The 23,107-nt window shown below is 62.1% G+C and carries 25 protein-coding genes and 1 tRNA gene; 17 read left to right on the plus strand and 9 right to left on the minus strand.

Annotation, left to right across the window (positions count from 1 at the left end; translation table 11 throughout):
* Nucleotides 1-49: 49 nt before the first annotated feature.
* Nucleotides 50-694: a DUF1638 domain-containing protein gene (locus T8A63_RS09285; protein ID WP_322343598.1), complete on the plus strand. Its 645-nt coding sequence runs from the start codon at nt 50-52 to the stop codon at nt 692-694.
* Nucleotides 695-697: 3 nt separating this feature from the next.
* Here T8A63_RS09285 and T8A63_RS09290 read toward each other — a convergent pair whose 3' ends face one another.
* Nucleotides 698-1,108, minus strand: a complete 411-nt coding sequence (locus tag T8A63_RS09290; protein WP_067629069.1) for a SufE family protein — start codon at nt 1,106-1,108, stop codon at nt 698-700.
* 126 nt (nt 1,109-1,234) lie between these two features.
* Between T8A63_RS09290 and T8A63_RS09295 the strand changes: the two genes are divergently transcribed.
* The gene (locus tag T8A63_RS09295) at nt 1,235-1,753 is read left to right on the plus strand and encodes a hypothetical protein (protein WP_067629067.1); all 519 of its coding nucleotides are present in this window, start codon (nt 1,235-1,237) and stop codon (nt 1,751-1,753) included.
* Nucleotides 1,754-1,810: 57 nt separating this feature from the next.
* On the opposite strand, the gene rnd is transcribed toward T8A63_RS09295, so the two are convergent.
* The 3 genes from rnd to purM form a co-directional block, all read right to left on the minus strand.
* Nucleotides 1,811-2,968 (minus strand): ribonuclease D, encoded by a 1,158-nt coding sequence (gene rnd, locus T8A63_RS09300; protein ID WP_322343599.1) that lies wholly within the window; start codon nt 2,966-2,968, stop codon nt 1,811-1,813.
* 79 nt (nt 2,969-3,047) lie between these two features.
* Entirely contained in the window at nt 3,048-3,644 is a 597-nt protein-coding gene (purN, locus tag T8A63_RS09305; RefSeq protein WP_322343600.1) for a phosphoribosylglycinamide formyltransferase, read from the minus strand.
* Nucleotides 3,641-4,687, minus strand: coding sequence for a phosphoribosylformylglycinamidine cyclo-ligase (gene purM / locus T8A63_RS09310; RefSeq protein ID WP_322343601.1), 1,047 nt, complete (start codon nt 4,685-4,687; stop codon nt 3,641-3,643). The genes purN and purM overlap by 4 nt, the downstream gene beginning before the upstream one ends.
* 128 nt (nt 4,688-4,815) lie before the next feature.
* On the opposite strand from purM, the gene T8A63_RS09315 reads away from it, so the two are divergent.
* Nucleotides 4,816-4,892 (plus strand) — tRNA-Ile (locus tag T8A63_RS09315).
* Nucleotides 4,893-4,918: 26 nt separating this feature from the next.
* On the opposite strand, the gene T8A63_RS09320 is transcribed toward T8A63_RS09315, so the two are convergent.
* A complete protein-coding gene (locus tag T8A63_RS09320; protein WP_322343602.1) occupies nt 4,919-5,353 on the minus strand; it encodes a DUF4442 domain-containing protein in 435 nt (144 codons plus the stop codon).
* Nucleotides 5,354-5,437: 84 nt separating this feature from the next.
* Complete coding sequence (locus tag T8A63_RS09325; RefSeq protein ID WP_322343603.1) at nt 5,438-6,760, minus strand: ATP-binding protein; 1,323 nt, start codon at nt 6,758-6,760, stop codon at nt 5,438-5,440.
* A gap of 44 nt (nt 6,761-6,804) precedes the next feature.
* On the opposite strand from T8A63_RS09325, the gene T8A63_RS09330 reads away from it, so the two are divergent.
* The 3 genes from T8A63_RS09330 to T8A63_RS09340 all read left to right on the plus strand — a co-directional run bounded on the left by T8A63_RS09330 (nt 6,805) and on the right by T8A63_RS09340 (nt 8,505).
* Entirely contained in the window at nt 6,805-7,719 is a 915-nt protein-coding gene (locus T8A63_RS09330) for an MBL fold metallo-hydrolase (RefSeq protein ID WP_322343604.1), read from the plus strand.
* 145 nt (nt 7,720-7,864) lie between these two features.
* Nucleotides 7,865-7,987, plus strand: a complete 123-nt coding sequence (locus tag T8A63_RS09335) for a hypothetical protein (RefSeq protein ID WP_259980958.1) — start codon at nt 7,865-7,867, stop codon at nt 7,985-7,987.
* 95 nt (nt 7,988-8,082) lie between these two features.
* On the plus strand, nt 8,083-8,505 hold the full coding sequence (locus T8A63_RS09340) for a DUF4112 domain-containing protein (protein ID WP_322343605.1): 423 nt from the start codon (nt 8,083-8,085) through the stop codon (nt 8,503-8,505).
* 63 nt (nt 8,506-8,568) lie between these two features.
* Here T8A63_RS09340 and ndk read toward each other — a convergent pair whose 3' ends face one another.
* A complete protein-coding gene (gene ndk / locus T8A63_RS09345) occupies nt 8,569-8,991 on the minus strand; it encodes a nucleoside-diphosphate kinase (protein WP_067266630.1) in 423 nt (140 codons plus the stop codon).
* Between the two features lie 106 nt (nt 8,992-9,097).
* Between ndk and T8A63_RS09350 the strand changes: the two genes are divergently transcribed.
* The 4 genes from T8A63_RS09350 (at nt 9,098) to T8A63_RS09365 (ending at nt 12,947) form a co-directional block, all read left to right on the plus strand.
* Nucleotides 9,098-10,963: an ABC-F family ATP-binding cassette domain-containing protein gene (locus tag T8A63_RS09350; protein WP_067629091.1), complete on the plus strand. Its 1,866-nt coding sequence runs from the start codon at nt 9,098-9,100 to the stop codon at nt 10,961-10,963.
* Between the two features lie 91 nt (nt 10,964-11,054).
* Nucleotides 11,055-11,693, plus strand: coding sequence for a MarC family protein (locus tag T8A63_RS09355; protein ID WP_067629053.1), 639 nt, complete (start codon nt 11,055-11,057; stop codon nt 11,691-11,693).
* 45 nt (nt 11,694-11,738) lie between these two features.
* A complete protein-coding gene (locus tag T8A63_RS09360) occupies nt 11,739-12,320 on the plus strand; it encodes a retropepsin-like aspartic protease family protein (protein WP_067629051.1) in 582 nt (193 codons plus the stop codon).
* 150 nt (nt 12,321-12,470) lie between these two features.
* Nucleotides 12,471-12,947, plus strand: a complete 477-nt coding sequence (locus T8A63_RS09365; protein WP_067938504.1) for a hypothetical protein — start codon at nt 12,471-12,473, stop codon at nt 12,945-12,947.
* A gap of 51 nt (nt 12,948-12,998) precedes the next feature.
* Here T8A63_RS09365 and T8A63_RS09370 read toward each other — a convergent pair whose 3' ends face one another.
* Nucleotides 12,999-13,457 (minus strand): DNA polymerase III subunit chi, encoded by a 459-nt coding sequence (locus tag T8A63_RS09370; protein ID WP_120351029.1) that lies wholly within the window; start codon nt 13,455-13,457, stop codon nt 12,999-13,001.
* 7 nt (nt 13,458-13,464) lie between these two features.
* Nucleotides 13,465-14,937: a leucyl aminopeptidase gene (locus T8A63_RS09375; protein WP_322343606.1), complete on the minus strand. Its 1,473-nt coding sequence runs from the start codon at nt 14,935-14,937 to the stop codon at nt 13,465-13,467.
* 131 nt (nt 14,938-15,068) lie between these two features.
* Here T8A63_RS09375 and lptF point away from each other — a divergent pair, with 131 nt between their 5' ends.
* The 7 genes from lptF to T8A63_RS09410 are packed head-to-tail and all read left to right on the plus strand — an operon-like array spanning nt 15,069 to nt 23,071.
* Entirely contained in the window at nt 15,069-16,202 is a 1,134-nt protein-coding gene (gene lptF / locus T8A63_RS09380; RefSeq protein WP_322343607.1) for an LPS export ABC transporter permease LptF, read from the plus strand.
* Complete coding sequence (lptG, locus tag T8A63_RS09385; RefSeq protein ID WP_322343608.1) at nt 16,199-17,296, plus strand: LPS export ABC transporter permease LptG; 1,098 nt, start codon at nt 16,199-16,201, stop codon at nt 17,294-17,296. Before lptF ends, lptG begins: the two co-directional genes overlap by 4 nt.
* 1 nt (nt 17,297) lies before the next feature.
* Nucleotides 17,298-19,454 (plus strand): LPS-assembly protein LptD, encoded by a 2,157-nt coding sequence (locus T8A63_RS09390; protein ID WP_322343609.1) that lies wholly within the window; start codon nt 17,298-17,300, stop codon nt 19,452-19,454.
* Nucleotides 19,442-20,680 carry a peptidylprolyl isomerase gene (locus T8A63_RS09395; RefSeq protein ID WP_067629037.1) on the plus strand — a complete coding sequence of 413 codons (1,239 nt, stop codon included), beginning with the start codon at nt 19,442-19,444 and terminating at the stop codon, nt 20,678-20,680. Before T8A63_RS09390 ends, T8A63_RS09395 begins: the two co-directional genes overlap by 13 nt.
* The gene (gene pdxA, locus T8A63_RS09400) at nt 20,677-21,651 is read left to right on the plus strand and encodes a 4-hydroxythreonine-4-phosphate dehydrogenase PdxA (protein WP_322343610.1); all 975 of its coding nucleotides are present in this window, start codon (nt 20,677-20,679) and stop codon (nt 21,649-21,651) included. Before T8A63_RS09395 ends, pdxA begins: the two co-directional genes overlap by 4 nt.
* A complete protein-coding gene (rsmA, locus tag T8A63_RS09405; protein WP_322343611.1) occupies nt 21,648-22,490 on the plus strand; it encodes a 16S rRNA (adenine(1518)-N(6)/adenine(1519)-N(6))-dimethyltransferase RsmA in 843 nt (280 codons plus the stop codon). Before pdxA ends, rsmA begins: the two co-directional genes overlap by 4 nt.
* 2 nt (nt 22,491-22,492) lie before the next feature.
* The gene (locus tag T8A63_RS09410) at nt 22,493-23,071 is read left to right on the plus strand and encodes a hypothetical protein (RefSeq protein ID WP_067629032.1); all 579 of its coding nucleotides are present in this window, start codon (nt 22,493-22,495) and stop codon (nt 23,069-23,071) included.
* Nucleotides 23,072-23,107: the final 36 nt, after the last annotated feature.

Below are 23,107 nucleotides of genomic sequence, written 5' to 3' on the forward strand. Positions count from 1 at the left end.
CTGCCGTCCCCGCTTTGCGTTGGCGTCGATGACATGCGATGGTGACGTCATGAGCTACAGCAATCTGCCAGATGATCGGACCCTCACCCAAGAGGGGCTCGCGCCCACCCGCGCGGGCCGTATCTTGCTGATCGCCTGTGGTGCGCTGGCCCGTGAGATTTTGGATCTGAAGGCCGCGAACGGCTGGAGCCATCTGGATCTCACCTGCCTGCCCGCGAAATATCACCTCTACCCGGAAAAGATCACCCAAGCGGTGCGCGACACGGTCGCCAAACACCGCGCGGACTATGACGATTTCTTTGTCGTCTACGCCGATTGCGGGACGGGCGGCGGGCTGGAGCGGGCCTGCGAAGAGATGGGCGTGCAGATGGTCGCAGGGCCACATTGCTACAGCTTTTTTCAGGGCAACGAGAGTTTCGCCAAAACCTCGGAAGATGAGATCACCACCTTCTACCTCACCGATTTTCTGGTGCGGCAGTTTGAGGCTTTCATCATCAAGCCAATGGGACTCGACCGGCACCCAGAGCTGCGCGACATGTATTTCGGCAATTACGAGAAACTGGTCTATCAGGCGCAGACGGACGACCCGACGCTGACCGAAAAGGCGCAGGACTGCGCCGCGCGGCTCGGCCTTGCGTTCGAGCGGCGCTTCACGGGCTATGGGGATTTGCAGACCGCTTTACGCGATCTTTAACCGTCAGGCTTCCTGAGCGGCCGTCTCGCGCACGCGCTCGATCATCGCGCGCAACCCGTTGGAGCGTTGCGCCGAGAGGTGGTCATTCAATCCCAGCCGCGCAAGTTCCGCCTTGGCATCGACAGCGCCCACTTCGACTGGCGTCAAACCGTTGTAAAGCTTGCGCAATACCGCGATCAGCCCAGACACGATCATCGCATCGCTTGCGCCGTCAAAATGCAGCTTGCCGCCGTCAAACTGTGCATGGAGCCAGACCTGAGAGGCGCAGCCGTCGACCTTGGTCGCCGGCACGCGCAGCGGCTCGGGCAGCGGGTCCATCGCTTTACCAAGGTCGATCACATGGCGGTAGCGGTCTTCCCAATCGTCCAGAAACTCGAAATCCTCGACCAGTTCTTCAAAGGCAGGCGTGGCCATCTGTGCACTCTCTTTGGGTGAATTCCATTGCCTGACAGGTAGGATGCCGATGCGCAAAGGTCCACCCCCTTCCCATGGCTGGCGTGATGGGGTAGCACAAGACAAGTTAACTTAACGGCGGAACCCATGCGCAAGACACTCCTCGCTCTTTTGGCCTCGACCCTTTTGGTATCCGCCTGTGGCACGGTCCGTGACAGCCGCATCAACCCGCTGAATTGGTTCGGCCCCGCGCGTTCGGCCCCGTCCGCGCCGGAAGAGAGCAACAACCCGTTGATTCCACAGCGCAGCGGGCTGTTCGCCCGGCGCGCGGTTGAGGTCGACACTTATGAGGGGCGCCCTTTCGAGCAGATCACCGACCTGACGATTGAGCCTGTGCCGGGTGGTGCGATTCTGCGCGCCACGGGCCTTGCCGCGCGGCAGGGTATCTATGCAGTGCAGTTAACCCCAGCGACGATTGATGAGACGCCTGTCGACGGTGTTCTGACTTACCGTTTGGAAGGGGTACGCCCTGACAAGCCGACCCCGCAGGGCAGCCGCCCCACCCGTGAGGTGATCGCGGGCCGTCGTCTGACAGATCAAATGCTGGCCGGGGTGCGCGAAATTCGCGTCGAAGGGCAGATGAATGCGCTGGTCTCTCGCCGCTAAGCGGCCAAGCCACGCACCATAAGAAAGAGCCGCCCCAATCGGGCGGCTCTTTTCGTTTCAGACTTTGACTGCTTTCACATCCGTCCCATCGGCGGCCAAAGCAATCTTGCCCTCGCAGAGCAGCAGCGCATCGGCGCCAAAGACCTCATGCCGCCAGCCGCGCAGGGCCTGCACGTCGCGCTCTCCCGCCGACAACATATCCAGATCACTGGCCGAGGCGATGAGCTTGGCCGCGACGCCTGCGCTTTCGGTCTTGGCCTTGAGCAAAACCCGCAGCAGATCGGCCAGCGCCGGGTTCACCTGCAGCTTGTCGCGCTTGCGGTCGGGTTGCGGCATGTCGGCGGCTTTGCAAGCCACGCCTGCGGCCACGGCTTTCAAAATGCCTTCGGCGATTTCCCCCTTGCGGGCCTCGCGCAGCAGCAGACGGGCGCGGTTCAGCTCTTCGCCGTTAGAGGGTTTGAGGCTCGCCAATTCGACCAGTGCGTCATCCTTGAACACGCGATTGCGCGGGATATTGCGGGTCCGGGCGTAATCCTCACGAAAGGCGGCCAATTCGCGGACGATCGCCAGAAACTTCGGCGAATTGGTCCGGGTCTTGACCCGCTTCCACGCATCCTGCGGCTGGGTCACATAGGTATCGGGGCTGAGCAGCGTCTCAAGCTCCTCGGCCACCCAACGGGCGCGGCCGGTCTGTTCAAGCTTGCGCGCCAGAAATTCGTAAATCTGCCGCAGATGGGTTACGTCGGCCAGCGCATAGGTCTTCTGTGCGTCGGTCAACGGACGGCGGGACCAATCGGTAAAGCGCGAGGTCTTGTCCAGCGACTCATGCGCGATCTTGCGCACCAAGGTCTCATAGCCCACCTGTTCGCCAAAGCCGCAGACCATCGCGGCCACCTGCGTGTCGAACAGCGGTTCGGGAAAGACCTTGGCATCGACGTAGAAGATTTCAAGATCCTGCCGTGCCGCGTGGAACACTTTGACCACCGATGTGTCGCGGAACAGATCGTAAAGCGGCTCAAGCGAGATACCCTCGGCCAAGGGATCGACCAGCACGGCGTTGCTGTCGTCGGTGCCGGGCATGGCAAGTTGGACGAGGCAGAGCTTGGAATAATAGGTCCGCTCACGCAGGAATTCCGTGTCGACGGTCACGTAATCATGGCGCGCAGCTTCTTCACAGAATTGCGCGAGGTCGGCTGTCGTGGTGATGGTTTTCATAAATGCTCTTTGACAAGTTGCACGCCCGGTCATCGGGCTTTGTCAAAGAGGTACATCACAAGGGAAGCTTTGACCAGCGTCAGCCCGTGAGCATGACTGGCTGACGCTCACCGGCGGCGAAACGGCGCAGCACGGCGGGGTAAAGGCGATGTTCTTGCACCAGCACCCGCTGGGCCAAGGTCTCTGCCGTGTCGCCCGGCAGAACCGGAATGCGCGCTTGGCCGAGGATCGGACCATCATCCAAAGCCGCAGTGACTTCATGCACGGTGCAGCCATGTTCGGTATCGCCCGCCTCAAGCGCGCGGGCATGGGTGTGCAGCCCGCGGTATTTTGGCAGTAGCGAGGGGTGGATGTTGATCATCCGCCCGGCCCAAGCATCGGTAAACCCTTCGGTCAATTTGCGCATGAAGCCGGCAAGGCAAATAATGTCCGGCGCATGGGCCTCAAGTGCGGCGCTCAAGGCCGCCTCAAACGCGGGGCGATCCTTGCCGAAGGGGCGGTGATCGACCACTTCGGTCGCGATCCCCTGCCCCTGCGCCCAAGCGATTCCGCCCGCGTCTGCGTTGTTGGACAGCACCAAACAGGGGCGGCCTGCATGGTCGCCAGTCATATCCTCGACCAGCGCCCGCATGTTAGAGCCGCCGCCCGAGACGAAAATCGCAACCCGCTTGGTCAAAGCAGCGCGCCGGAATAGGTGACGCCATTGCCGGTGGTGATACGCCCGATTTCGATGGCAGCGTGGCCATCCTCGGCAAAAGCGGCCTTGGCCGCGTCGACCTTATCGGCAGAGACGACGGCAACCATGCCAATGCCAGCGTTGAAAGTCTTGAGCATCTCGGCCTCGGCCATGCCCCCCTCGGCGGCCAGCCATTTGAAGACCGGCGGCAGGTCCCATGCGTTCAGGTCAATCTCAGCCGCCAACCCGACGGGCAATACGCGCGGCAGGTTTTCGGTGAGGCCACCGCCCGTGATATGCGCCAGCGCCGACACGGCATCGGCGCGCAGGGCCGCCACGGCGCCTTTGACGTAGAGCTTGGTCGGCGTCAGCAGCGCACTGCCCAGATCACCTTCGCCCCATGGGCAATCGTCGCCCCAGCCCAGACCGCTGCGCGCAACGATCTTGCGCACGAGGCTATAGCCGTTGGAATGCACCCCGTCGCTGGGCAGGCCCAAGAGCACGTCGCCCTCTTTCACATCGCGCGGCAGCTCGGTCCCGCGCTCCATCGCGCCGACGGAAAAACCGGCGAGGTCGAAATCGCCCGCGTGATACATACCCGGCATTTCAGCGGTCTCGCCGCCGATCAAGGCACAACCGGAATCGGCGCAGCCCTTGGCGATGCCTTCGATGATCCGCGCGGCACTGTCGAGTTCCAGCTTGCCGGTCGCGAAATAGTCGAGGAAGAAAAGCGGCTCGGCGCCTTGGCAGACCAGATCGTTGACGCACATGGCCACCAGATCAATGCCGATGCTGTCGACGTTGCCGGTATCAATCGCGATGCGCAGCTTGGTGCCAACGCCATCCGTCGCCGCAACCAGCACCGGGTCGGTGAAACCTGCGCCTTTGAGGTCGAACAGCGCGCCAAAGCCGCCAAGGCCGGACATGACGCCGGGCCGCGCGGTGGATTTCGCCGCCGGTTTGATCCGCTCTACAAGCGCGTTGCCTGCGTCAATATCCACGCCTGCTTCGGCATAGGTGATTCCGTTGTCGGATTTTGTCATGGTCATGGCCCCCGGCGCGCATTTTCCCTTGCGCGCGGAGTTAGAGTATTGTGCGGGTCACTGCAATCATTTGGTGCAGCTAATGTCTTGACGCTCGGACTGCGGCGTCATACCCAAACGCCCATGGCGGGCCTGTAGCTCAATTGGTTAGAGCAGAGCGCTCATAACGCTTTGGTTGCGGGTTCAAGTCCTGCCGGGCCTACCATTCCGCCCCCGCTTTTCGCACAAACCTCAGCGTTTGGCGCTGACATGCCAGTTCACCTGCATCTCAACGACCGTCTCGCCCGCCTCATTCTGGATGTCGACCGCCACGTCAAAGGCGACTTTTCCGTCTTCTTGCAAGGCGGTCAGCAACTCGGCACCGGGGCGCGAGGTTTCGGCGTGGGCCGTCAGCGTGCCTTCGGCGATCTTTTTAAAGGTGATTTGCCCCATGGCCGCGACGGGGCGCATGTCCATAATCACCGGCGCAATCGCCCCTGCCATGGCAGCACCCGAGGCCGCTTCGCCCAAGGTGAACATCGCGCCTGCGTGCTGGGTGCCGATGTGGTTAGAGGTCTCATGCCGCTGCACCAGTTCGGCGCTGGCAGTGCCGTCACCGATCTTGAGCAATCTCACTCCAACATAGGCCGCGAAGGGCACTGCCGCATCGAGATGGGCTTTGATCATGTCTTAGGGGGTCATGGCTGCGCTCCGTTCTAAGGTCGGCTCACTGTGGCAAAGCCGCGCGGGCGGCACAATCCTGCCGCGGGGTCACCGCGCGATGACAATATCTGCACGCAGCCCGCCGAGCCGCGCCGATTCTCCCAGCCGCAGCACCCCGCCATGGGCGCGCGCAATGTCTGAAGCGATGGCAAGGCCCAGCCCAACGCCGCCGCCCTTGTCTTGATTGCGCGCAGGATCAAGCCGCGAGAACGGCCGCGTTGCCTCGTCGCGCCGCTCTTCCGGGATGCCGGGGCCGTCGTCTTCGACACGGATACGCAGGGTGCGGTCGCTCAGCATGACCGAGACTTCGGCCTGCGAGCCATAGCGCACGGCGTTGGAGATCAGGTTATCCACCGCCCGGCGCATTGCCACCTTGCGCAGTTTTACCATGCCCTCGCCCGTGCCTTCGGGCGGTAAAAGCGTGACTTGACGCCCCCCGCGCTGCGCATCTTCGACAATTGCGCGTACAAATCCATGCGGCTCCACCTTCTCCGGCTCACCCTCGGCGGCACCCTTAGCGAAGTTTAGAAACTCATCCAGCATCCGCTGCATATCATCCACATCGGCCAGCAGCGGGGCCGCATCCTCTTCGTCGATCATCGACAGGCCAAGGCGCATCCGGGTCAGCGGGGTGCGCAAATCGTGGCTGACCCCCGAGAGCATCAGCGTGCGCTGCTCAATCTGCCGTTCAATCCGTGCGCGCATGTCGACAAAGGCGTTGCCCGCCGCGCGCACTTCGACAGCGCCAGTAGGGGTGTAGGGTTCATGCCGGCCCCGGCCAAAGGCTTCGGCGGCACGGGCCAAGCGTTTGATCGGGCGCAATTGATTGCGCAGGTAGATCGACGCGATAACACTCAAAAGCACGCCGAAAAACACCGTGTAAACGAAAAGCTGGTGCGGGTTGGAGGCCGAGATCCGCCGCCGTTCAAACTGGATGCGCAACGGGCCATGCACACTCTCGATATAGAGCACGACAAAATCGTCATCGCTAAGGTCCACCGCTGCGATCCCGTCCATCTTGCTGCGCAGCCGGGGGATGAGGATGCGGCCCGAATAATCGTACCACAGCATGCTGTCTTCATCCGGCAGCGGACGATTGGCCCGGGTCACCACGAAATCGAGCGGCCCCGCCCGCGCCTCTACCGCCATGGGCACCGATTGGGCATCGGGTGCGGTGCCGACCGCCAGCATGACCAGTTCCAACTCGCGCAGGACCGTGTCGGTCATCTGACCGGTGACGCCTTCGAAATGTCGCTGGGCAAAGATCACCACAACGACCAACTGCAAAAACACGACTGGTAACAGCAGGATCAGCGCGGCGCGTCCGTAGATGCCGCGCGGCACATATCGTTTGAGCCAGGCAAAATTCATGGCTAGACCTTAGCCAGCCCCCTGCCCCAGCGAAAGGTGAAACCATGCTGCCGCCCGACAACTTCGACCCCGAGAGTGGCCTTGCCGAAACCTTGGAGCCCGGGCTGCGCCGTATCGTGGCGCCCAACCCCTCGCCGATGACCTATCGCGGCACAAATACCTATCTTCTGGGCCAGTCCGAGGTTGCCGTGATCGACCCCGGCCCCGACAGCCCTGCGCATCTTAAAGCGATCCTCGCCGCGCTCCAGCCGGGCCAGCGGATCAGCCATATCATTGTGACCCATACGCATCTCGACCATTCCCCACTCGCGCGTCCCTTGGCCGCGCGGACCGGGGCCGAGGTCTGGGCTTTTGGCAACGCCACGGCGGGCCGGTCCCCAGTAATGCAGGGATTGGCCGAGGCGGGGCTGATGGGCGGTGGAGAAGGTGTGGATCACGAATTTATCCCCGATCATACCTTGGCCGACGGTGACGTACTGGAGGGGGAAAGCTGGGCGCTGGAGGTGCTGCACACGCCGGGTCATATCGGCAATCACCTCTGCCTCGCATGGGGGGATGCCTGTCTCACGGCGGATCACGTCATGGGCTGGGCCACCTCTCTGGTCTCTCCACCCGATGGGGACCTGACCGATTTCATGGCCTCTTGCGAAAAGCTGGGCGCGCGGAATTGGCGGGTGTTCTACCCCGGCCACGGCGCGCCGGTCAGCGACCCCAACGCGCGGCTCGACTGGTTGGTGGCGCACCGCCGCGCGCGGGAGGCGTCGATCCTTAAGGCGCTGAACGCCGGGCCTGCCACGGCTGAGGACCTCGCCCGCGTGATCTATACCGAGACCCCCGCCGCGCTTTTGGGGGCCGCCACGCGAAACGTGCTGGCGCATTTGGTCGATTTGACAGACCGGGGCCGCGTTGCCCCGCGGGGCGTCTTGCACGCAGAGGCGCATTTCGCCCTCACCTCATAGGGGAAAACCGCGGATTCCGTCGCAAAATCGCAACAAATGCCTCAATCTGGGCGCAATTCGGCCCCTTTATGGACCTGAACCGCGCCCAAGCTGGTTGCGAGGGTGAGAGACATCAAACCCCAGCGAGCAGCAAAGGAGCTACCCGATGGCCCGACTTGACAGAACGCCGCAACCGCAAAAACCGAAGCCCGAGCAGACGCCCAAGGGCACCTCGGCCCAGCCACCGCAGCGTCCCACACCGTTGATTACCGATTACGCCAGCCTTTGAGCAGGCCCCGCGACGCGCCGGATGGGGCCGGTGCTTTGGGGAACTTTGCAGCCTGACCGCGCGTTTGCAGCCTAGAGCAACACGCAAGGACAGATATGGAACCCCACGCCCCCTCTCACGAAGCCGACCTCGCCCGTCTGCGCCGTCTGGCGGTCACCATGGACAGCGCTTTTAAATTGCCGGTTGTCGGCGTGCGCATGGGATGGGATTCGATTTTGGGTTTCGTGCCCGTGGTGGGCGATACGCTCGCCCTGCTCCCTTCGGCCTATATCCTTAAAGAATCGCACCGAATGGGGGCACCCAAGGGGATGCTGGCAAAGATGTTGGTCAACACCGGGATCGACTACGTTATCGGTTCGGTCCCGCTGGTGGGTGATCTTTTTGACATCGGGTGGAAGTCGAAACTGCGCAACGTCGATCTGCTGGAACGTCATCTGAAAGACCAAGCCGCCAAAGCGCCGCCCACGGGCAACGTCGAAGGGCGCATGTCCTCGCATCACCCCACGCTCAATAACTGATCCCTACACGCAAAAGGGCCACCCGAAGGCGACCCTTTCATTCGTTGTCCGAAGAACGGTGGCTTAGCCGACCAGTTCCAGACCGGAGAAGAAGTAGGCGATCTCAACCGCTGCGGTTTCCGGTGCGTCGGAACCGTGCACGGAGTTTTCGCCAACGCTTTCAGCGAATTCTGCGCGGATGGTGCCTTCGGCGGCGTCCGCAGGGTTGGTGGCACCCATGACTTCGCGGTTCTTCGCAATGGCGTTTTCACCTTCGAGAACCTGAGCAACGATCGGCGCGGAGGCCATGAATTCGCACAGTTCGTCGTAAAAGGGACGCTCGGCGTGAACTTTGTAGAACTCGCCCGCCTGCGCTTTTGTCAGGTGGATGCGCTTTTGTGCGACAACGCGCAGGCCAGCGTCTTCGAATTTCTTGACGATGGCGCCGGTCAGGTTGCGGCGGGTTGCGTCGGGCTTGATGATCGAGAAAGTGCGTTCGAGGGCCATTGGCTGTACTCCATAGCGGGTGTTGATTTGCGCGCTCCCTAGCATGGGGTCTAACACATGAAAAGCCGTGATTGACCTTCGGCCCGGCTTGCTCCAAACGGCGTGCATGTTACGCATTTCAGAAATCAACTACTCCGTCGAAGGCCGCCCTCTGTTTGAGGAAGCCTCCGCCGTGATTCCCGAGGGCCACAAGGTGGGCATCGTCGGGCGCAATGGCGCGGGCAAGACCACGCTGTTCAAGATCATCCGTGGCGAGCTGTCGCTCGACAGTGGCGACATCTCTCTGCCGTCCCGCGCCAAGATCGGCGGCGTGGCGCAGGAAGTGCCCTCATCCGAGACCTCGTTGATCGACACGGTGCTGGCTGCCGATGTGGAGCGTGCCCGGCTGATGCTAGAGGCCGAAACCGCCGAAGACCCGACCCGCATCGCCGACATCCAGACCCGTCTGGCCGATATCGACGCTTGGTCCGCCGAAGGCCGCGCCGCGTCGATCCTCAAAGGTCTGGGCTTTGACGACGAAGAACAACAGATGCCCTGCTCTGCCTTTTCCGGCGGTTGGCGGATGCGCGTGGCGCTGGCCGCCGTACTTTTTGCCCAGCCTGACCTGCTGCTGCTCGACGAGCCGACCAACTACCTCGACCTTGAAGGTGCGCTGTGGCTGGAAAGCTATCTGGCAAAGTACCCGCATACGGTGCTGATCATCAGCCACGACCGCGGTCTGTTGAACCGCGCCGTGGGCGGTATCTTGCACCTCGAAGACCGCAAGCTGACGTATTATCAGGGTCCCTATGACCAATTCGCCCGCCAGCGCGCCGAGAAACGCGCGTTGCAGGCGGCGATGGCCAAGAAACAACAGGCCCGCCGCGATCACATGCAAAGCTTCGTGGATCGCTTCAAAGCCAAAGCCTCCAAGGCGAAACAGGCGCAGTCGCGTCTGAAGATGATCGAGAAGATGGATATGATCACCGCGCCCGAGGATGTGGCGCGCAAGGTCTTCACCTTCCCTGAGCCCGAGGAACTTTCGCCGCCGATCATCAACATCGAGAACGGCTCCGTCGGTTATAGCGATGACAACCCGGTGCTGACCCGTCTGAACCTGCGCATCGACCAAGACGACCGCATTGCCCTGCTGGGCAAGAACGGTCAGGGTAAATCGACGCTGGCCAAGCTTTTGTCGGACCGTTTGCCGCTGATGGCCGGACGGCAGGTCAACTCCTCCAAGCTGCGGGTGGGCTTCTTTGCCCAGCACCAAGTGGATGAGTTGATCGTCGAAGAGACGCCGCTGCAACATATGATCGCCGCCCGCCCCGGTGTGATGCAATCGAAACTGCGCGCGCAATTGGCGGGCTTTGGTCTTGGCCCGGAACAGGCCGAAACCGAGGTGGGCCGACTGTCAGGCGGGCAGAAGGCGCGGCTTTCGCTGCTGCTGGCCACGCTGCACGCCCCGCATCTGCTGATCCTCGATGAGCCGACCAACCACCTCGACATCGAAAGCCGCGAGGCGCTGGTCGAGGCGCTGACGCGCTACTCAGGCGCGGTGATCCTTGTCAGCCACGACATGCACCTATTGTCGCTGGTGGCCGACCGGCTTTGGCTTGTGTCGAACGGCACGGTCAAACCCTATGAGGAAGACCTCGAAGCCTATCGCAAGATGCTGCTGACACCCGAAAAGCCTGTCAGCAAGAACCCATCGAAACAGCCCAAAGAAGCCCCCAAACCCAAACGCGCCAGCCGCGATGAGGTGCTGGCCCTGCGCAGCGAAGTCCGCAAGGCCGAAGCACGCATGGAAAAAATCAACGAGATGCGCGACAAGCTGGCCAAGAAACTGGCCGATCCGGCGCTCTACGAAGATGCCAAGACCGGCGAGCTTGAGGTCTGGAACAAGAAATACGCTGAAGTGATGGAAGCGCTGGAGCGTGCGGAGAGCCTCTGGGTCGGCGCGCAAGAAAAGCTGGAGAAAGCCACAGCCTGACCCAGCAAGGCCCAATTTATCACATCGCGGGGGTCGCCTAAGGGGCGGCCCTCCTGCATTCTGGCAAGAAGCCCCGCGCCAAGGAAGACCTATGACCCTCGACACCGCCTATATGATCACCGCCCTCGTCACGATGTTCGTGGTGATCGACCCCATCGCCATCGCGCCGGTCTTCCTTGCCTTGACCCGTGGGATGAGCAATGCACAACGCCGCCTGATCGCATGGCGCGCGGTGGGTGTGGCGGGCTTGGTGCTGTTGATCTTTGCCGCCTTTGGCGAGGCGGTGCTGGGCTTTATCGGCATCTCAATGCCCGCCTTCCGTGTGGCGGGCGGCATTCTTTTGTTCATCACCGCGCTCGACATGCTGTTCGACCGCCGCACCAAACGCCGCGAAGACCGCGCGGATGAGGATGACCACGACGATCCGTCGGTCTTCCCTATGGCCATTCCGCTGATCGCTGGCCCCGGCTCCATCGCCTCGGTGATCCTGCTGACGGGTGAAAAACCGGGCGGCGAAGGGCTGCTGACCATTATCGTGATCACCGCGCTGACGCTGGTGGTCATGGCGTTGACGATGCAGGTCAGCGGCGCGCTAGAGCGGGCGATGGGCAAGACCGGCATCAACATCATCACCCGTCTGCTGGGCATGTTGCTGGCGGCCCTCTCGGTTCAATTCGTGCTCGATGGACTGGCGGCCTTTGGTTTTGGCCCCGGCCCCACGCCCGGCTGACATTTGCCCGGCCCCTTCCTATATGAGGTGTAAGGGGGCGCATTCATGGCCGAAATCGATACAGCACATCTGATCTACCTCATCGTTTTGCTGGCGATGCTGGCGGGCTGGTTCTTTTTGCAAAGCCGCCCCAATATGAACAAGACGCTGCAACAGGCGGCGGTCTGGGGGCTGATCTTTACCGGCGCGGCGGCCGGGGTCGGCCTGTGGCAAGACATCACCCGCGACACCGCCCGCCAACAGCTCTCCGTCAACCAAGAGGGTGAGATCGTCCTGCCGCGCGGGCGCGATGGGCATTACTACCTGACGGCCCAGATCAACGGTGCTCAGGTGCGTTTCGTCGTCGACACCGGCGCGTCTGATATCGTCTTGACCAAATCCGACGCAGCGCGGATTGGCATTGACCCAGAAGGGCTCGACTACCTTGGCCGCGCGGGCACCGCCAATGGCGAGACGCGCACCGCTTTCGTGCGGCTGGACGAGGTCGTGGTGGGCGAGGCGGTTGACCGCAATGTTCCCGCGGTGGTGAATGACGGGGTCATGTCCCAATCACTTTTGGGGATGGGATACCTGCAACGCTGGGGCCGGATCGAGATCAGCGGCGGTGAGCTGCGCTTGAGCCGGTGATTTGGGGCAGAACCTTGCCCGAAATGCGAAAAGAAGAATCAAACTCGCCGCAAAATGACGCCGCATTCGCCGTGAATTGAACAGGTTTCCGCCCTTTTGGGCAGATACCTGTAAGGCACAACTGTACCCAATTTTGGAGAACGTGCTGCTATGCTGACCAATATTATGGGTGGGTCAACTGCCTACCAACAAAGCAACAAACCCGCCAAGGCGGAAAAGGCTGAAAAGCCTGAGAAAACCAAGAACGAAGCCCCGCAGGCAGAAGCAAAACCCGCCAGCGAAGGGCAGACCACGCAAAACAGCGCGGCAGCCCAAGAGGCGTCCAAACCTCAGTCCGTGCAAGCCCCGGCCAAGACCGAAGCGGTTCAGGCCACCGCTCAGGCAAAGCCGACCGAGACGGCCCCAAAGGCCACGACAGCGGATAACGAAGCCTTTGCCCGTGCGGCCGCACAGCGCAGCGTCGACAGCCAGCGCACCCGCGCCTTGCTGGATACGATCGCACCGGTGAACAACAGCGCGGTCGAAGCTGCCAAATCCTACGTCAGCAAGGTCGAACCGGATGCGCCAGAGGCCACCGCAAGCAAAGCCACGGCTGCCGCGAAACCCGCCCTCGACAAAGCGGCCTGACCAGCAGTCAGGGGCGGCGGCCTTGCGGCCCTGCCCCTGCTCCGCTGGCCTTTAGGTCTCGGCCTTCTTTTCCCAGCGACCACTTTCCTCAGACCAATATTGCGCCGACGCGCCTTCGGATTTCAGCCGCTTCCACAGGCCGCGTGCTTGATCCAGCGCCACGGGGTCATGCCCGTCGAACAATACGCAGACCCGTTGCAGCGACGCGATCTCTTCGGCGGTGACATCGGCACCATGCACCGCCATCAAACAGTCCGCGCGATTGGGCGTGCCGTCTTCCAAAGTTAGCAACACCGGTTGCTCTGCATCCTGCGGCCCGCCCGCCATGCCATGGGGCAGAAAACTGTCGTCCGAATAGGTCCAAAGCGCCCGGTCAAGCGCTTGCAGCCCCGCATGATCGGTCCCGCGCAGGGCCACGCGCCACCCGTTGGCGAGCGACTTTTCCAGCAGCATCGTCAGCGTCTCGACCAGAGGTCGCTGGGTCAGGTGGTAGAAGTAAGCCGCCCCCATATCCGGCTCAGCCCTTCTCGAAACGGTCGGCGACCAGTCGGTTCAGCGCCGCCACGCCCCAGCCGGTCGCACCTGCAGGGGCCAGCGTGCTCTCGGACTTCAGCGAGGCAACCCCGGCGATGTCGAGGTGGATCCATGGCGTCTCATCCTTGACGAAACGCTTAAGGAATTGTGCCGCCGTGATCGACCCCGCCGGACGCCCGCCGATGTTTTTCATATCGGCGATCCGGCTTTTCAACTGATCGTCATAGCCTTGCCCCAGCGGCAGACGCCATGCGCCCTCGCCTTCACTCTCGGCGGCTTTCAGGAAATCGTTGCACAGCCCATCATCGTTCGAGAAGACCCCGGCGTTTTCATGGCCCAGCCCGATAATGACCGCACCGGTCAGCGTGGCCAGATCGATCATCGCGGCAGGTTTGAAGCGGTCCTGCGCGTACCACATGACATCGCAAAGCACCAAACGCCCCTCGGCGTCGGTGTTGATGACCTCAACCGTGTCGCCCTTCATAGTGGTAATCACGTCGCCCGGACGGGTCGCATTGCCCGAGGGCATGTTTTCGACGATGCCCACCAGCCCCACGACGTTCGCCTTGGCCTTGCGCAGCGCCAGCGTGCGCATCACGCCGGAAACGACCCCCGCGCCGCCCATGTCCATGGTCATGTCTTCCATGCCCGCGCCGGGTTTGAGGCTGATGCCGCCGGTGTCAAAGACCACGCCCTTGCCAACCAGCGCCAGCGGGGCCGTATCATCTACGCCGCCATCCCACCGCATCACGACGACTTTGGAAGGGCTGTCAGACCCCTGCCCTACAGACAAAAGCGTGCGCATACCAAGGCTTGCAAGCTCTTCCTCATCCAGCACTTCAACTTTAAGGCCCAAGCTCTCCATTTCCGCCAGACGTTCGGCGAAATTGGTTGTGGTCAGGATGTTGGCAGGCGCGTTGGTCAGGTCGCGCGTCATGAAAGCGCCCTCGGCCACCGCCATCAACGGCGCTGCGGCCTCGCGGGCCTCCTCGGGTTTGGAGCACATCACCTCAACACTGCCTTTACGCGGCTTGGGCGCGGATTTGTGATCTTCGAACCCATAGTCCCGCATCGCCAACCCAAAGGCCACATCCGCCACCCGGCGGGTCGCGGCGGTAAGCAGCAAAAGATCACTGTCGCCCCGGCGCTTGGCCAGCGCGGCCCCGGCTTTGCGCGCGGTCATCACATCGGCCCGGCGCGGCATGTGGATCACATCCACCGCCTCTGCCGCCATGCCAGCGGGATAGCCCATGCTGAGCATGTCACCGGGCTTCAGCGCCGCGAAACGCTCGCTTTCCACGAGCCGCTGCAAGGCGCCTTTGGTCAGCCGATTGACCCGCCGCGCGCCGGCATCGAGCCGCCCTTCAGGCTCAAGAAACACCGCGACCCGACCGGAATGCCCCGCGATACGGTCGATGTTGGTCTCGGCGAAAGTGATGGGGGTCAGATCGGTCATGGCGTGCCTCATGGTTGATTTTGCCCCAGACCTATCGCGACGCGCCGCCCATGGCCAGATAGCAGTTTTCCCGCCCCGCGAATTGCTTTAGGATCTGCGCAAAGGCCGTCAGAGCATCTCGGGGGATCAGAGTGGCAAGAATTGACCGCTACATGCTGTCGCAACTTCTGGTTATGTTCGGCTTTTTCGCTCTGGTGCTTGTGGCGCTGTTCTGGATCAACCGTGCGGTGGTCCTTTTCGACCGTTTGATCGGCGATGGCCAATCTGCGCTGGTATTTTTGGAGTTCACGGCCCTTGGCCTGCCCAAGCTCATCGTCACCGTCCTGCCCATCGCGACCTTTGCCGCTTCGGTCTATGTGACCAACCGCATGTCGGGCGAATCTGAGTTGACCGTGCTGCAGGCCGCAGGCGCCGGCCCGTGGCGGTTGGCTTGGCCTGTCTTTGTCTTTGGGCTGTGTGTGGCGGTGATGATGACGGTGCTCAGCCATTTTCTGGTGCCCATGGCGCAGGGTCAGTTAAAACAGCGCGAGGCCGAGATCTCGCGCAATCTCACCGCGCGGCTGCTGACGGAGGGGACTTTTCTGCACCCTTCCGATGATGTGACCTTCTACACCCGGGCCATCGACAACGATGGTGTGCTGCGTGATGTTTTCCTGTCGGATCGGCGCAAGGCCGATGAGGGGGTGATCTATACCGCCGCAGAAGCCTATCTGGCGCGCAATGGCGATAGCACGACGCTGATCATGCTCAGCGGTATGGCGCAGCGGCTGGACACCGAACGCAACCGTTTGGCCACGGCCAAATTCCGCGACTTTTCCTTTGATATTTCTCCCTTGGTGAGCAGTGGCGATGCGATTGACCCGTCGGTCAGCGCCATGGTGACGCCCGATCTGCTTTGGAATTGGGGCGAGGTTGCGGCACAAACCGACACCACAGCGGGCGTCGTCGCCGAAGAACTGCATGGCCGTTTTGCGCAACCGCTGTTTTGCCTCGTCGCAGCGATGATCGGTTTAGCCACTTTGATCCTTGGCGGCTTTTCCCGTTTTGGCGTCTGGCGCGAGGCGGTGATCGCCTTTGGCCTGCTCATCGCCATTGACGGGCTGCGGGGCACGATGGTGGTGCAAATCCGTGAGACCGCGGCCCTCTGGCCGCTGGCCTACCTGCCCTCGCTTATCGGGGCCGTGCTGACGCTGGCAATGCTATGGCAGGCGGCACATCCGCGCTGGATAAGGCGGCGGCTACGTGGCAAAGGGGCGGCCGCATGATCCTCCATCTCTACTTCGCCCGCCGCTTTTTCATGAGCTTTCTCATCATCACCGGCGTGCTGGCCGCCTTGGTGATGCTGGTCGATGGTGTGGATCAGGCCCGGCGCTTTGCCGATGATGATGTGGGCTGGGATCAGGTCTTGGGGATGACGCTGCTGCACATGCCGCAGACCATCAATATGATCCTGCCGCTGATCATGATCCTTGCCACGGTGGCGCTTTTCATCGGTCTTGCGCGATCCTCGGAGTTGGTGGTGACCCGTGCCGCAGGCCGCTCTGCCCTGCGCGCGCTGGTGGCACCGGTGGTGGTGGCGCTGATCATCGGCACGTTGGCGGTGGCCTTTCTCAACCCCATCGTCGCCGCGACCAGTGAACGGGCCGAGCAACTGACCCAGAAATACCGCTCCAACGGTCGCTCGGCCCTGTCGGTGAGCGACGAGGGGCTTTGGCTGCGTCAGGGCACGGAAGAAGGCCAATCGGTCATTCGCGCGTGGCGCACCAACAGCGATGCCTCCGTTCTCTATAATGTGACGATCATCAGCTATGACGCCGAGAAAGGTCCGATCCGTCGGATCGAAGCCGAAAGCGCGCAGCTGAGCGGTGGCGACTGGGAATTGACCGGCGCCAAGATTTGGCCGCTGGAGGCCGGGGTGAACGCCGAAGGCGCCTCTGAAGAGCATGAGACCCTGACCATCCCCTCATCCCTGACCGTTGAGCGCATCCGCGAGAGCATTGGCCGGGTGGCTGCCGTGTCCATCTACGAGTTGCCAGAGTTCATCCGACAATTGGAACAGGCAGGCTTCAGCACGCGCCAGCATGAGGTCTGGTTGCAGGCCGAACTGGCGCGGCCCTTCTTTCTGGTCGCCATGGTTCTGGTTGCGAGCGCATTCACCATGCGCCATACCCGCTTTGGGGGGACCGGCGTTGCTGTGCTGGCCTCGATTTTGCTGGGGTTCGGTTTGTATTTCATTCGCAGTTTCGCACAAATCCTTGGCGAAAACGGCCAAATCCCCGTAACCCTCGCCGCTTGGGCACCGCCCGTGGCCGCGATTTTTCTGGCATTAGGCCTGCTTTTGCACGCGGAGGATGGCTGACATGCGCGCGGCCCTTGTTGGACTTGCCCTTACTTTTGCGCCCCTGACGATGAGCGCGCAAACCGCCCCCGCTACCGACCGACCGGCCGTTCTGGTGGCCGATCAGGTATTCATTACCCGTGACAAGGTATTGGTTGCGCAGGGAAACGTCGAAGCCTTCCAAGGAGAGACGCGGCTGCGTGCCACGGCGATCCGCTATAATCAGGCCACCGGCGCTTTAAGCATCGAAGGACCGATTGTGCTGTCGGAGGGGGAGAATACCACGATCCTCGCCGATGCGGCCTCCCTCGATGCGGGGTTGCAATCAGGGCTGCTGCGCGGCGCGCGGATGATCCTTGAACAGCAATTGCAACTGGCTGCCGTGCAGATCAACCGTGTCGAAGGGCGCTATAGTCAACTTTACAAAGCCGCCGTAACCTCTTGCAAAGTATGCGAAGATGGCGAAACGCCACTTTGGCAAATCCGCGCCAAACGGGTGGTGCATGACCAACTGGCCCAGCAGCTTTACTTTGACGAGGCGCAGTTCCGCATCAAGAACGTGCCCGTCGCCTATCTGCCGCGCCTCCGCCTGCCCGACCCGACATTGGACCGCGCGACCGGCTTCCTCGCCCCGTCTGTCCGCTCAACCTCGCAATTGGGCGTGGGGCTGAAACTGCCCTATTTCATTAAGATTGGCGATCACCGCGATCTGACGCTGACGCCCTATCTTTCCGCCGAAACCCGCACGCTTGAATTCCGCTACCGACAGGCTTTCGTCGCTGGCCGGATCGACTTTGACGGCGCGATCACCGATGACGAATTGGAGCCGGGTGAAACCCGTGGCTACCTGTTTGGCACCGGCACCTTCGATCTGCGGCGGGATTATAAACTTTACTTCGGGATTGAGGTCACCAGCGACCGGTCCTACCTCAGTGACTACGGCTATTCCGACAAAGACCGCCTGACCAGCGAGTTGACCGTCAGCCGCGCGCGGCGGGATCAATATGTGCGGGCAAGCCTGCTGAACTACCAATCGCTGCGTGATGGCGAAGATAATGATTTGCTGCCCAACCTTGTTTTGGATGGCGAATATCAACGACGATATTTCCCGACATCGATTGGCGGCGAAGTTCAGTTATCTCTTGAGGCCCATAGCCACCGTCGGACTTCTGACCTAAGCACCGACAGCGTTGACGATATCGATGCCGAAGCTGATGGGCGCGATGTGTCGCGGATCAACGTCGAGGCCGATTGGATGCGGCGCTTTACCCTTAACAACGGACTGGTAACCGATCTGCAGGCAGGGGCGAGCCTTGGTCTGTTCAACATCGCCCAAGACGCCTTTTACACCGAACGACACTACGAACTCGTACCGCACACCTCTGTATCGATGCGCTACCCCATGCAGCGCCGCGAAGTGAGTGGCGTCGTGCAACAGCTTGAACCTATTGTTCAATTGGGCTGGACTGGTGGCGATCGATTGAACATCCCCAACGAAGAAAGCACGCTGGTCGAATATGACGAAGGCAATCTTTTGTCGCTCAGCCGCTTCCCGCGGCCCGACCGACGCGAACGGGGTGCGGTTGCGGCCTTTGGTCTGAACTGGGCACGTCTCAACCCTACCGGGCTCGATGCCGATTTCTCTTTCGGCCATGTGATCCGGGCCAATGCAGATGACGCTTTCACCTTTAGCTCGGGTTTGCAGGGCACCCGTTCAGATTTCCTGCTGGCTGGCCAATTGCGCAGCGATAACGGCTTGGCGATCATTGGTCGCGGCTTGGTGGATGATGATTTTGAGGTCGCAAAAGCCGAAATGCGCGGTGTCTGGGATTTTAAACGCGGCCAAATCGCAGGCAGCTATGTTTGGTTGCAAGAAGACGCAGCTGAAGACCCCGACGAGAACGTGTCAGAGATTACCTTTGACGGCAGTTTTTCGATCAATAACCAATGGCAGGCCTCTGCCGATTGGCGGTTCGACCTCGCTGATGAACGCGCCGCGACGGCAGGTCTTGGCCTGAGCTACAACAATGAATGCGTGCAGGTCGACCTTTCCGTTAACCGCAGCTATTCATCCTCAACAAGTGTTGAGCCCTCAACGGATATCGGTTTTAACATCGGCCTCAGGGGCTTTGCCGCAAACACCGGAACAGAAAGATACGTACGCTCATGTGGGAAGTAACGAAACAGACAGTCCGTGCCGGGATCCGTGGCACTGCGGCACTCGCCTTTGCTGTGGTGGTCGGCCAATCCGCAGCGGCGCAGAACCTTTTTGCGCCCGTGGCCCGTGTCAACGATGAGGTCATCACCGGTTACGAAGTCCAGCAGCGGCAGCGTTTCATGCAGCTGATCGGCGCACCGGGAACGGATACCAACAGCGTGATCGACAGTCTGATCGACGACCGGCTGCGCGGGCAAGTGCTTGACCAAGCCGGGCTCGAAGTCACGCCAGAGGGCATTCAATCCGGCATGTCCGAATTTGCCAGCCGCGCTGATCTGACGACCGAAGAATTTCTCAAGGTTCTGGGTCAGGCGCAGATCTCGGAAGAGACCTTTCGTGACTTCATCGTGATCAGCGCCGCGTGGCGTGATCTGATCCGCGCGCGCTATAATGGCCGTGTCGACATCACCGACGAAGAGGTCGACCGCGCCCTTGGCAGCAGCCGGGGCAACAATGGCCTGCGCGTGCTTTTGTCCGAGATCATCATCCCCGCCCCGCCGCAAAACGCCGATCAGGTGAATGCGCTGGCCGAGCGGATCGCGCAGAGCCGGACTGAGGCTGAGTTCTCGTCCTATGCGAGCCAATATTCCGCCACCGCCTCACGCGGGCGCGGCGGCAAGATGCCTTGGACCCCGCTTGAAAATCTGCCCGCCAGCCTGCGCCCGATCCTGCTGGCGCTTGCCCCCGGTGAGGTGACGGCCCCGCTGCCGATCCCCAATGCCGTGGCCCTGTTCCAGCTGCGCGGCATCGAAGAGACTGGCAAGCCCAGCGTTGAATATTCCGAGATTGACTACGCCGCCTATTACATCCCCGGTGGCCGGTCCGAGGCCGCCCTGTCGCGCGCGGCGCAGCTGCGCGGTCAGGTAGATCAATGTGATGACCTTTACGGTGTTGCCAAGGGCCAGCCTGCCAATGTGCTCGACCGCGGTTCAAAGGCACCGGCAGAGATTCCGCAGGACGTGGCCATCGAACTGGCCAAACTCGACCCCGGCGAAGTCTCGACCACGCTGACCCGTGCCAATGGGGAGACCTTGGTGTTCCTCATGCTGTGCAACCGCACCACGGCGGCCAATGCCGATGTGAACCGCGACGCGGTGGTAAGCTCAATCCGGCAGCGCAAGCTTGAGGGCTACGCCACGCAACTGTTGGAACAGGCCCGCGCCGAAGCCCGTATCACCCGCCAATGAGCAGCCCCTCCCGGCCGGTGGCCATCACCTGCGGTGAACCCGCAGGTATCGGCCCAGAGATCGCCGCCCGTGCTTGGGCGGCGCTTTCGTCTGACATCCCGATGTTCTGGATCGGCGACCCGCGCCACCTGCCCACGGATGTCCCGCACCGTTTGATCGACAGTGCGGATGATGTAGGTGCACCGAGCACCGATGCGCTGCCTGTGTTGCCTCACGCTTTTGATAGTGCCGCGCTCGCCGGGGTACCGCAGCCCGGCCATGCGCAGGGGGTGATTGACGTGATCGCCCGCGCGGTCGATCTGGTGCAAACGGGGGCCGCTTGTGCCATCTGCACCGCGCCGATCCACAAGAAGGCGCTGCAGGACGGCGCGAATTTCGCCTATCCCGGCCATACCGAATATCTCGCAGCACTTGCTGGTGTCGACGACGTGGTGATGATGCTGGCCTCTGACCAGTTGCGCGTCGTGCCCGCCACGATCCACATCGCGCTCGATCAGGTGCCACGGGCGCTGACACCGGCGGGCCTGCGCCGCACGATCGAGATAACAGCGCAGGAATTGCAGAGCCGTTTCGGCGTTGAACGTCCGCGCATTGCTGTGGCCGGGCTGAACCCCCACGCGGGCGAAGGCGGCAGCATGGGGCAGCAAGAGATCGACTGGATCGCGCCGCTGATTATCGAAATGCAAGGCGAAGGCTATGCCCTGGCCGGGCCGCTGCCCGCCGATACGATGTTCCACGCCCGCGCCCGCGCAGGCTATGACGCGGCAGTAGCGATGTATCACGACCAAGCGCTGATCCCGATCAAGACGTTGGACTTTGACCGGGGGGTGAATGTGACGCTGGGGTTGCCTTTCGTGCGCACCTCCCCCGATCACGGCACCGCCTTTGACATCGCGGGCCAAGGGCGCGCCAACCCGACCAGCATGATCGAAGCGATCAAACTGGCATGGCAGATGGGCCAGAAAACATGAGTGCAATCGACAACCTTCCGCCGCTGCGCGAGGTGATCAACACCCACGAACTGGCCGCGCGGAAATCGCTCGGCCAGAACTTCCTGCTGGACCTGAACCTCACGGCCAAAATCGCGCGGCAAGCGGGGGATATGGCCGATTGCGACGTGCTGGAAATCGGCCCCGGCCCCGGTGGCCTCACCCGTGGGCTGCTGGCCGAGGGCGCGCGGCACGTGCTGGCGATCGAGAAGGACCGCCGCTGCCTGCCCGCGCTGGCCGAGGTCGCAGAACATTACCCCGGTCGCCTGACGGTGATCGAAGGCGACGCGCTGGAGATCGACCCGCTGAACCATCTGACCCCGCCGATCCGCGTGGCCGCCAACCTGCCCTATAACGTCGGGACCGAATTGCTGGTGCGTTGGCTCACCCCGGCTGAGTGGCCGCCGTTTTGGGAAAGCCTGACGCTGATGTTCCAACGCGAAGTGGCCGAGCGGATCGTCGCGACGCCCGGCTCCAAAGCATACGGGCGGCTGGCCGTGCTGGCCCAGTGGCGCAGTGATGCGCGGATCGTCATGCAATTGCCGCCGGGGGCTTTCACACCGCCGCCAAAGGTCTCGTCGAGCGTGGTGCATCTGACCGCCCTGCCCGAGCCGCGATATCCGGCTGATCCCGCCGTGCTCAGCCGCGTGGTCGCGATGGCGTTCAATCAACGTCGCAAGATGCTGCGCTCGGCCCTCAAGGGCGCCGCGCCGGATATCGAAGATCGCCTTCACGCCGCCGGACTGAAACCCACCGACCGGGCCGAGCAGGTGCCGCTAGAGGGCTTCTGCGCCCTTGCCCGTGAAATCGCCAAGGGGTGAAAATGTTCTACCGTCTATTGCTCGTCTGCACGCTGCTGCTGACGCTTTCCGCCTGTGCCTTGCCCCGCAACGGGCCACCACCACTGGGGACTGAGGCCGATATTTCGGCGCTGACCCGTGCCATTACAGAACTCTCGCCCAGTGTGGACCCGGCAGAGGCCGCCCGTGCAGCGCGGATCGCCTACCGTCATACCCATGAGCTGGCGATTGCCTATCAAATCACCGACCCGCCGCTGATTCATAACGTGAAGGTCAACAACGGCAGCAAACCACGGGGCCTGTGTTGGCATTGGGCAGAGGATCTGGAGAAACGGCTGCTGGCCGAAGGTTTCGCCACGCTCGACATGCACCGCGCCATCGCCAATGGCGACTCGCGGATACTGCTGGATCATTCGACGGCCATCATCTCGGCGGCGGGTGCCCAGATGGAGGCAGGGCTTGTACTTGATCCATGGCGGCAGGGCGGCGAGTTGTTCTGGTCGCCGGTCATGAGCGACCCGCGCTACGACTGGGAGCCGCGTGAAGAAGTGCTGCGGCGTAACGGGCGTGTCAGATATGTGCAGGCGGGGATGGAAGGGTAAGCCCACTCCGCGCGCCCTACCAATGGCCCACACGAA

This window comes from Sulfitobacter sp. OXR-159 (assembly GCF_034377145.1).
In the GTDB taxonomy this organism is placed as follows: Bacteria; Pseudomonadota; Alphaproteobacteria; order Rhodobacterales; family Rhodobacteraceae; genus Sulfitobacter.